This is a genomic window from Bacteroidales bacterium (assembly GCA_012517825.1).
In the GTDB taxonomy this organism is placed as follows: Bacteria; Bacteroidota; Bacteroidia; order Bacteroidales; family JAAYUG01; genus JAAYUG01.
In genome coordinates this window covers 1-9,435 of record JAAYUG010000079.1, presented here as the reverse complement: position 1 = coordinate 9,435, position 9,435 = coordinate 1, and the positions used below count along the sequence as shown (strand labels likewise).

General features: G+C 45.4%; 7 protein-coding genes and 1 tRNA gene. 5 read left to right on the top strand and 3 right to left on the bottom strand.

Annotated elements, in window-relative coordinates; all coding sequences use genetic code 11:
• Nucleotides 1-188: 188 nt before the first annotated feature.
• A tRNA-Ser gene (locus GX419_05025) sits at nt 189-277 on the bottom strand.
• A 525-nt stretch (nt 278-802) separates the two neighbouring features.
• On the opposite strand from GX419_05025, the gene GX419_05020 reads away from it, so the two are divergent.
• Nucleotides 803-1,075, top strand: a complete 273-nt coding sequence (locus GX419_05020; protein NLI24048.1) for an HU family DNA-binding protein — start codon at nt 803-805, stop codon at nt 1,073-1,075.
• Between the two features lie 100 nt (nt 1,076-1,175).
• Here the strand turns inward: GX419_05020 and odhB are convergent, their stop codons facing one another.
• The gene (odhB, locus tag GX419_05015; GenBank protein ID NLI24047.1) at nt 1,176-2,465 is read right to left on the bottom strand and encodes a 2-oxoglutarate dehydrogenase complex dihydrolipoyllysine-residue succinyltransferase; all 1,290 of its coding nucleotides are present in this window, start codon (nt 2,463-2,465) and stop codon (nt 1,176-1,178) included.
• A 5-nt stretch (nt 2,466-2,470) separates the two neighbouring features.
• Complete coding sequence (locus GX419_05010; GenBank protein NLI24046.1) at nt 2,471-5,296, bottom strand: 2-oxoglutarate dehydrogenase E1 component; 2,826 nt, start codon at nt 5,294-5,296, stop codon at nt 2,471-2,473.
• Nucleotides 5,297-5,527: 231 nt separating this feature from the next.
• Here GX419_05010 and GX419_05005 point away from each other — a divergent pair, with 231 nt between their 5' ends.
• The 4 genes from GX419_05005 to GX419_04990 form a co-directional block, all read left to right on the top strand.
• Nucleotides 5,528-6,682: a Re/Si-specific NAD(P)(+) transhydrogenase subunit alpha gene (locus GX419_05005; protein NLI24045.1), complete on the top strand. Its 1,155-nt coding sequence runs from the start codon at nt 5,528-5,530 to the stop codon at nt 6,680-6,682.
• Nucleotides 6,679-6,987: an NAD(P) transhydrogenase subunit alpha gene (locus GX419_05000; protein NLI24044.1), complete on the top strand. Its 309-nt coding sequence runs from the start codon at nt 6,679-6,681 to the stop codon at nt 6,985-6,987. The genes GX419_05005 and GX419_05000 overlap by 4 nt, the downstream gene beginning before the upstream one ends.
• Before the next feature lie 11 nt (nt 6,988-6,998).
• The gene (locus GX419_04995) at nt 6,999-8,447 is read left to right on the top strand and encodes an NAD(P)(+) transhydrogenase (Re/Si-specific) subunit beta (protein NLI24043.1); all 1,449 of its coding nucleotides are present in this window, start codon (nt 6,999-7,001) and stop codon (nt 8,445-8,447) included.
• A gap of 336 nt (nt 8,448-8,783) precedes the next feature.
• Nucleotides 8,784-9,435, top strand: a 652-nt coding sequence (locus GX419_04990) for a hypothetical protein (GenBank protein NLI24042.1), incomplete at its 3' end; no start/stop codon positions are given.

The following is a 9,435-nucleotide window of genomic DNA, read 5'->3' as shown; positions in this document are numbered from 1 at the left end:
TTGCGGCTGCGGAGAAAGAGGGATTACCTGGCGGTGATCCCGGAAGGGGGGATCCAGCAGCCGCAATGGCATCCTTCGCTTTCGCTTCGTCTGCTTTTTTTATTGTCCTCAGTCCTTCTGTAAGCAGAGCTTCCATCGGACTTCGGACAATAAAAAATCCCGCTTATCGCGGGATTCCATTGCGGCTGCGGAGAAAGAGGGATTCGAACCCCCGGTCCCGCGGTAGCGGGACAACGGTTTTCAAGACCGCCGCATTCGACCACTCTGCCATTTCTCCGGTCCTGCAAAAATAATACCTTTTGATAACTCAGCCAAATACATGGCAAAAAAGACTCTCTTTTCTTATACGGCAAATCATTGATTCCTAAAAAGGATGACCGGGTTGCATTTCAATCAAATGCCAATTGGCGTAAAAGATCTGATCAAGGATATTTTGCAGCGGAAAACCTATATGGAAGTTTTTTGAAATACCGGTTCAATAAAAACTTCAGCACACAGGAATTTTATTCTGCATTGGTATCAGAGTATTTATGATTTCTGACAAAAAAAAGCGTTTATTTGTGCACTTTTTACGTTTTTACCTGTTGAAAACTTGTTAATTTCTCGGCTTTTTGGAACGTTTAGCCACTAAAAAGCCTCATTTTACAGTATAAAACGAGTTGTTAATGAATGAATTACTTAATTTTATCAATATCCAGCGTTTTTTTATCCTAAAACTCTTGCTATTCCTGTATAAAATGATATATATTTGTGTCTGTGTATGATACTTTAAATTTATTTCTAACCCTAAAACCTAAGTGTTATGAACAAAGCACAACTGATTGATGCAATTGCCGGCGAAGCCAAAATGACCAAGGCTGATGCCAAGAAAGCTCTGGATGCTTTCATTAAAGCTACCTCCACTGCCCTCAAGAAGGGTGACAGAGTTGCTCTCGTTGGTTTCGGTACCTTCTCTGTTGTTAAGAGAAATGCCCGCACCGGCCGCAACCCGCAGACCGGCAAGGAAATCAAGATTGCTGCCAAGAAGGTAGTAAAATTCAAGGCTGGAAGCGAACTCGCCGGAATGGTGAAATAAGGCACTTTTTAGCCGTTAAAAAAGCTGTCGCACTTAAGCGGCAGCTTTTTTTTTATAACCCGGATAAGGAAGTAGGAGCAAAGCAAACTAATTCCCCGTTCTAGTCGATTCCCAGCAATATTTCTTCCGGATTCTTGCCGTCCGTGAGCAGGAGGATGGGATGTTCAATTAAAGTTTTGATTTTTAACAAAAAACCAACCGATTCTTTTCCGTCAATTACCCGATGGTCATAGCTAAGAGCAAGGTACATCATGGGACGTATTACTACCTGATCGTTTACTGCTACTGGACGTTTAACTATGCTATGCATTCCCAGAATAGCCGATTGGGGAGGATTGAGAAGAGGGGTTGACAGGAGACTTCCAAATACTCCTCCGTTAGTTATTGTAAAGGTACCTCCTGACATTTCCTCAATGGAAAGTTTATAGTTGCGCGCCTTTTCTGCAAATTTCTGGATTTCAGCTTCAAGTTCAGGGATGCTCATCAGATGGGCATTCCGGATCACCGGAACCATAAGTCCTTTTTCAGTTTGCACAGCAATACCAATATCACAGTAATTGGGAACAACCAGGTCGTCTTCGTTTATCATGGCCTGAACCATCGGAAAATCCTGCAAGGCCACTGCAACTGCCCTGGCAAAAAATGACATGTAGCCGATTTTTATCCGGTACTTTTCTGTAAACTGCTTCTGGTAACGTTCACGGAGATCTATCAGGGCGCTCATATCGACTTCGTTGAGCGTTGTGAGCATAGCGGTCTGATTTTTTACCGCTATCAGCCGTTCAGTCAGTTTTTTTCGCAACGCACTCATCTTGATGCGCTTTTCCGCTCGCTCAGCCTGCTGAACATTGTTTGACGAGGAAACAAATTTCTGCCGTATTATGTTATCAACTTCATCCCTGGTAATGCGGGTCTTGCCTTTCAGAATATCGTGCACTTCCAGTCCATGTTCTTCCATCTTTTTTCTGGCCAGGGGAGTAATGACTACTTTTTCCGTTTCCTGCTCTTTTTCTCTGCCGGCAGGTTTTTCCCCGGGTTGTGCTACGGAAACAGCCACTGATCCCTGACTGCCGGAGATATTATGAATGGTAGCATCAGACTTTTCTTCATTCGCTTTTACCTTCTTTTCGTTTTCCTTTTCAATTTGCTTCTGAAAGTTTGTATCAATTGTAGCAACCAGGGTTCCAACGGGTACCGTATGGCCGGCTTCCACCAGAATATGTATTTTTCCGCTTGCAGGAGCAATCAGCGGCAGGGTGGCTTTTTCTGACTCAATTTCTCCTATTTCCTGATCTTTTTCAACCATTTCTCCGTCATTAACCATCCACCGGGCCATATCGGCAACAGCTATGGATTCCCCGGGACTGGGTATTTTAACTTCTGCCTGCATAGGAACTATAGATTAATGCGTTTGTCAAAAAAAATGTAATTGAACTGCCTGAGAATTTCCTGTCTTGATTTTCCGACCATACATTGCAGGCCGCAGTACTTGTTCCTGCGTTCACAGTCACAGGTACGGAACACCTTATATAATATCTCTTCCTGCTCTGCCTGATGAATTTCATGCAGTCCGGTAGCAGGGCTTCCGCTGGGCAGGCGTGTAATATGAATCAGAGGAATTTTTCTGAAGTGATAGTTAATATAGGTCCATGCCCCCATGTTTTCGGGTTCTTCCTGTACCCATAGATAGACCAGAGCTTTGTTGTATTTTTCTATGATGGCATCCAGCTGTTTCTCTGGAAAGGGATAAAGCTGTTCAATGCGGATAAGGGCTATGTCCCTGGCTTTAAAGGCATTTTTCCGGGCCAGAAGATCATAATAGATTTTGCCGGAGCAAAACACCACGCGTTTAACTTCAGGAATATCAACATCTTCATCGTCAATAACTTCTATGAATTCTCCGGAAGCAAGCTCACTGAGCGGGCTGATGCATTGAGGGTGGCGCAACAGACTTTTGGGAGTGAAAACAATAAGCGGCACCCTGAAATCACGTTTTACCTGGCGGCGGAGGACATGAAAGAAATTAGCCGGGGTAGTGCAATTTACAAGTTGCATGTTGTTATTGGCCGCCAGCACGAGAAAACGTTCGAGTCGCGCACTCGAGTGCTCAGGGCCCTGCCCTTCATAACCATGCGGAAGAAACAACACCAGTCCGTTCATAAGGCCCCATTTGTCTTCTGCTGAAGAGATATACTGGTCTACGATTACCTGAGCTACGTTGTGAAAATCTCCGAACTGAGCTTCCCAGATGGTCAATCCATCCGGTGTGCCAATAGCATAGCCATATTCAAAACCCAGGGCACCGTATTCCGAAAGGGTGGAATTGTATATCCTGAACGAAGCCTGCCTGCTGCTGATATGCTGGAGCGGGCAGTATTTCTGATCGGTATTTTCAACCACATGGGCAGCATGCCGATGGGAAAATGTACCACGGACGCTGTCCTGCCCGCAAATACGTACAGGAATTTTTTCATCAGTCAAGGTTCCATAAGCCAGTAATTCAGCCATTGCCCAGTCAGCCTTTCTTTCCTTAATCAGTTTTTCCCGCTCCTGAACAAGACGGAGTGTTTTGGTAAAAAAAGGCAGTGAATCAGGAAGGTGATTTATTTTACGGGCAATCCGGATCAGCCGTTCTTCTTCCACACCCGTCGGAGGGGACTTTTCAAAATCTTCCGGTTGCGCATACCGGTAATTTTTCCATTCCTCCTTAAGAAATTGCCGGATGTGCAAATGTTGTTTCTTATTTGCCCGGACGAATTTTTCTTCTAACAGTTCATCGAAAGCCCGGGTAATCGAGACAATTTCTTCCTTCGAATAGATCCCCTGATGAATTAGCTGGTCAGCATATATTTCCATGGGATTGGGGTGTGAGGCTATGATTTTGTAAAGAGTGGGCTGGGTGAACCGCGGTTCATCTCCTTCGTTATGACCGTATTTCCGGTAGCATAGTATATCAATAAATACGTCGGAATGAAAAGCCTGCCGGTATTCCATAGCCATTTGTACGGCAAAGACCAGCGCTTCCACATCATCTCCGTTCACGTGAAACACAGGCGACTTGGTTACTTTGGCCACATCTGTGCAATAGGTGCTTGAACGGGCTTCGAGATAGTTCGTCGTAAAACCTACCTGATTATTTATCACAATATGAATACTCCCTCCGGTTGAATATGCCTCCAGATCAGCCATCTGTACCACCTCGTATACGACACCCTGGCCTGCTATAGCTGCATCTCCGTGAAGTATAACAGGACAGACCTTTGTAAGATCATCATGGTATTTCCGGTGAATCAGAGCTTTTGCAAGTCCTTCAGCAACCGGAAATACTGCCTCAAGATGCGACGGGTTTGGCAGCAGACTCAGGCGTATGCTTTTTTTGCCATCAACTGAAATGACATTGTCAAAGCCAAGATGGTATTTTACATCGCCCAATGATACACTGCCATCGTAGGTTTTGGCAATGAACTCTCTGAAAATATCTTCATACGGTTTTTGCATCACATTGGCCAGTATGTTCAGCCGGCCCCGGTGCGGCATTCCGATGACAAATTCCTCCATACCCAGTTCGGCTCCTTTTCTGATCAGGTAGTGCATGGCAGGAATCAGTGTTTCAGCCCCTTCCAATGAGAATCGTTTCTGGCCGGTGAATTTTTTATGAATAAAATGCTCAAACCCAACCGCAAGCTTTAGTTTGTCAAAAATGTCCTTCTTTTTTTCCTGATCAAATACGGGAGTGTTTTTTGATGCTTCCATTGTTCCGGTGAGCCAGCGGATCTTCTCCTGATCACGTATGTACATGAATTCAGCTCCGATGCTCCGGCAATAAGTTTGTTTAAGATGTTCCTCGATCGCGCGCAGAGTAGCTGGTCCTATGCCGATTTCTTCACCCGCATGAAAAACAGTATCATAGTCTTTTTCTGAGAGTCCGTAATTTTCCAATGCAAGGGTAGGGGAGTACTTCCTTCGCGACCGAACCGGATTGGTTTGCGTAAACAGATGCCCCCTCTTGCGGTAATCATCAATAAGCCGGAGCACATTGAACTCTTTTTTAAGGGATTCGCTTGAAATCTCAGAGCCCTTATTATTCTTTAATGCCAGGTCAAATCCTTTAAAAAAATCGTGCCAGCTTCTGTCAACCGACAAAGGATCCTTTCTGAACTGCCGGTATAGCTCTTCAGCACTATCAAAATCAATATTTCCTAAAAAACTATCCGATTCCATACTGAAAGAAAATGATCATACATTTTTTCCAAATAAATAGCTCTTTAAGAATGCTGTAAAACATTTACCTGGATTTCTGCCAAACACATATTTCAAATGTAGTAACTATTTTTTTTACATTGTGTTCAAAAAAACAGATACTATTTTGACTTTCAGAAACTCTGTTATTTTTGTGTCCGTATTTCAGAGGAAAATGGCAGGTAATGAGAAATCTGTCTTAAAAGCTTGTTTATGACAACATTTGGTATTCTCAGGGAACCGGAACATGAGAAACGGGTATCCCTGTTGCCCGGGGAAGTGCAGATGCTCGTCCGCCTCGGGGCAGCCGTCAAGGTGGAATCGGGGGCTGGAGCCAGAGCCTTTACCCCGGATGCCTTATACTCGGAAGCAGGGGCAACCATTGTCTCCCGCCGGGAAATTCTGGATGCATCTGATGTAATTCTGCATATTCAGCCTCCTGCCGACGAAGAACTCAAGAATCTGTCTCCCGGCAAGGTGCTGATTGGAATGATGAATCCCCTTTATAACAGGGAGCTTGTTGAACTGCTCATGCAGCGTGGTATAACTTCATTCAGCATGGAGCTGGTTCCCAGAACCACCCGGGCGCAGGCTATGGATGTTCTTAGTTCCATGGCTACGGTTGCTGGATATCGGGCAGTGCTGGATGCTGCTGTGCGGTTTCCGCGCTTCTTTCCGATGTTTATGACCGCGGCAGGAACCATCAAGCCGGCACGGGTACTTATTCTGGGTGCCGGGGTGGCCGGTCTGCAGGCTCTTGCTACCGCCCGCAAGCTTGGTGCCGTTGTAGATGTATTCGATGTGAGAAAAGCCGTAAAGGAAGAAGTATTGAGTCTGGGAGGAAAGTTTGTTGAAGTGGAAGGGGCCCGCGAAGATGCTTCTGCAGGCGGTTATGCCGTGGAACAAACGGAAGAATATCTCCGCCGCCAGGCTGCCAAAATTCATGAACATGCCGTAAAAAGCGATGTGGTGATCTGTACGGCTCAGATTCCCGGAAAACCGGCACCGGTCCTTTTATTAAAAGATACCGTACATCAAATGCAGCCCGGCTCAGTCATCATTGATATTGCTGCCGCTACCGGAGGAAACTGCGAACTGACCAAAAATGGAGAGGTGCTTGAATATAACGGAGTAACGATCGTGGGGAAATCCGACTATCCATCGGATATGCCGCTTGATGCCAGCCGCATGTACGGACGGAATCTGCTGAATTTTCTCAAACTTGTTCTCGGAAAAGAAGGTGTGTTGAATATCAATTTCAACGACGATATTATTGCCGGAACCTGCCTGACCTTCCAGGGCGCAGTCCGTAATGAACGGGTGAGAAGCCTTCATAATCTGTCATCAGTTAATCCCAATAATTTATGAGCGAAGTATTTGAATTTATTTATGTTAACAGGGAGATGCTGTTTATTGTGGCTCTCTCGGTACTGCTTGGCATTGAGGTAATATCGCATGTGCCTGCCGTCCTGCATACTCCTCTTATGTCAGGAGCCAATGCCATTCACGGAGTGGTTATTGTCGGGGCCATAATAGTTATGGGCCATGCGCATTCCACTTCTGCCATTATACTGGGATTTTTTGCTGTCATCCTTGGTACCCTCAATGTGGTCGGAGGATTTGTGGTTACCGACCGCATGCTCGAAATGTTCAGAAAAAAACCTAAGAAATAAAGCTCTGCGCTATGAATACAATCCATGAAGTGATAAAAACACTTCGTTTCACTGACGGACAATCTCTTCTTGAGCTTATCTATCTGATAGCTTCCGTTTTGTTTGTATTTGGATTAAAAATGCTAAGCAAGCCCGACAGTGCGAGAAAAGGAAACCTCTGGGCCGCTTTTGGCATGTCGCTGGCCATTATTGCTACCATCCTGTTTCACCGTGTTGACGGAGAACCAATACGCCATATTCCTCTTATTCTGCTGGCCTTTGCCATAGGTGCTACGGCCGGCTGGGTAATAGCACGGCGTGTCAAAATGACGGCCATGCCGCAATTGGTTTCTCTTTTCAACGGTATGGGCGGAGCCTGCGCTGCACTGATTGCCCTTATGGAGTTCCCTCATATTGATGCTGCCGGAGGCGTTCCATACGGACAGCTTATTACCATTATGCCCGGTGTAATGATCGGAACGGTCTCCTTTACAGGAAGTATGATTGCTTTCGGTAAGCTCAACGGAAACATCGGCGATTTGCGCACAAAAGCCCTCAGGCCGGTAAATATCCTTCTGCTGCTGGTCATGTTATTGTTAATTGTATGGGTATTGGTGCGGCCCGAAATCTATGCCGACGGCCACATCGGTGCCCTTCCGGTTTATCTGCTTCTGGCCATATCGGCTGTGTATGGCGTGTTGTTTGTAATGCCTATCGGAGGAGCTGATATGCCGGTGGTTATTTCGTTGCTGAACTCCTTTACCGGTCTTGCTGCAGCGTTCGGAGGTTTTCTTTATCATAATCAGGCTATGCTTACAGGTGGTATTCTGGTTGGCTCTGCCGGTACCATCCTTACTGTTCTTATGTGCCGGGCCATGAACCGCTCGCTGCTCAATGTAATTGCCGGAGCTTTTGGTGGCAGAGGTGCCGCCAGAGAAAAAGAAGCAGGAACCATAAAGGAAATCAGTGTGAACGATGCCGCTGTGCTCCTGACATATTCGAAAAAGGTGGTGGTGGTGCCAGGCTATGGTCTTGCTGTAGCGCAGGCCCAGCATCTGTGCAACGAAATGGTCAAACAGCTCGAAGAACACGGAGTGGAAGTGCAGTTTGCTATCCATCCCGTTGCCGGACGCATGCCCGGCCATATGAATGTTCTTCTTGCCGAAGCCGATGTGCCGTATGAAAAACTGAAAGAAATGGACGAAATCAATCCCGAGCTTCCCAATACCGATGTGGTGGTTGTTATAGGAGCCAATGATGTGGTAAATCCGGCTGCCGAAGACGACCCGGGAAGTCCTATCTATGGCATGCCTATTATAAGGGCCCATACCGCCAAAAATATTATTGTCATGAAACGGGGCATGGGCAAAGGGTATGCCGCCATCGAAAACTTCCTCTTTTATGACCCCAAAACCCGTATGCTCTTCGGAAATGCAAAAGATACCCTGCAGAAACTCATTGAAGAAATAAAGAATCTTTAAACCTGTTTACTTTCTCCAGATAGTTTTCTGTTGCATGAATTAAGCATTTATATATATAATTACTGATATTCAATAAATTGCAGGAATGATAAAATCTAATAGAAGGTCTGTTGAAACTTTTTTTCAAAAAGTACGTATCCTTCCATGGTATCTGTTAGATAAATTATTGCAGGATGAAAATTGTTGATAAATTCTTTATAAACAATCACATTCCTTTTTATATTTCGCCCGTGAATAAGTATTTGGGAGCAGAATTGATTTATAGCCTTGTTCAGATTCAGTTTAGAAATAATAGTAGTGGTTTTGCAATTGCATAGGAGGAAATATACCAAGGTTTTGCACACCATTAATGGTAAAGTTCATCTCGGTCAGGCCGGAATTACCGGAATCCTGAGATGTATTGCCATTGGTCTTGTATTTTTGTTCCTGCCAATTATTCGCATTGAAGCCCAGGTGGCCGGTGATTACCGCACCATTGCTACCGGTACATGGAACTGGAATGTTGTTGGTAACTGGCAGAGATATGATGGTTCGGCCTGGGTGGCTGCCGCCGATTTTCCGGGCCAGAACCCGGGAGCCGGCACAGTGACCATTCAAAACAATACCAATGTCATTCTGAATATTACCCCGGCCTACCCGATTGGGGCGCTCATTATCAGCGGCGGAGCCAATAATTCATCGGTTCAGTTTGCCGGTGCAAATGGACTTGAAGTTTCAGGTACTGTAACATTAAACGGGCCCTCCACTAATAATAAAGATAAATATCTATGGGTCGATAACGGTTCCTTGACCTGTGCTTCTGTTACTATGACCGATGGAGGTTTTAATACACGCGATTGTTATGTCCGCATCGGGAATGGATCGGTAAATGTTTCCGGCGATGTTACCATGGCCGGAACTAATGTCAGAAATTATTTTCTTTTTACCGGTACTGGCACCCTTTATGTTGGCGGAGCAATGACAGGAGGAGGGATTACCAGCACACTGG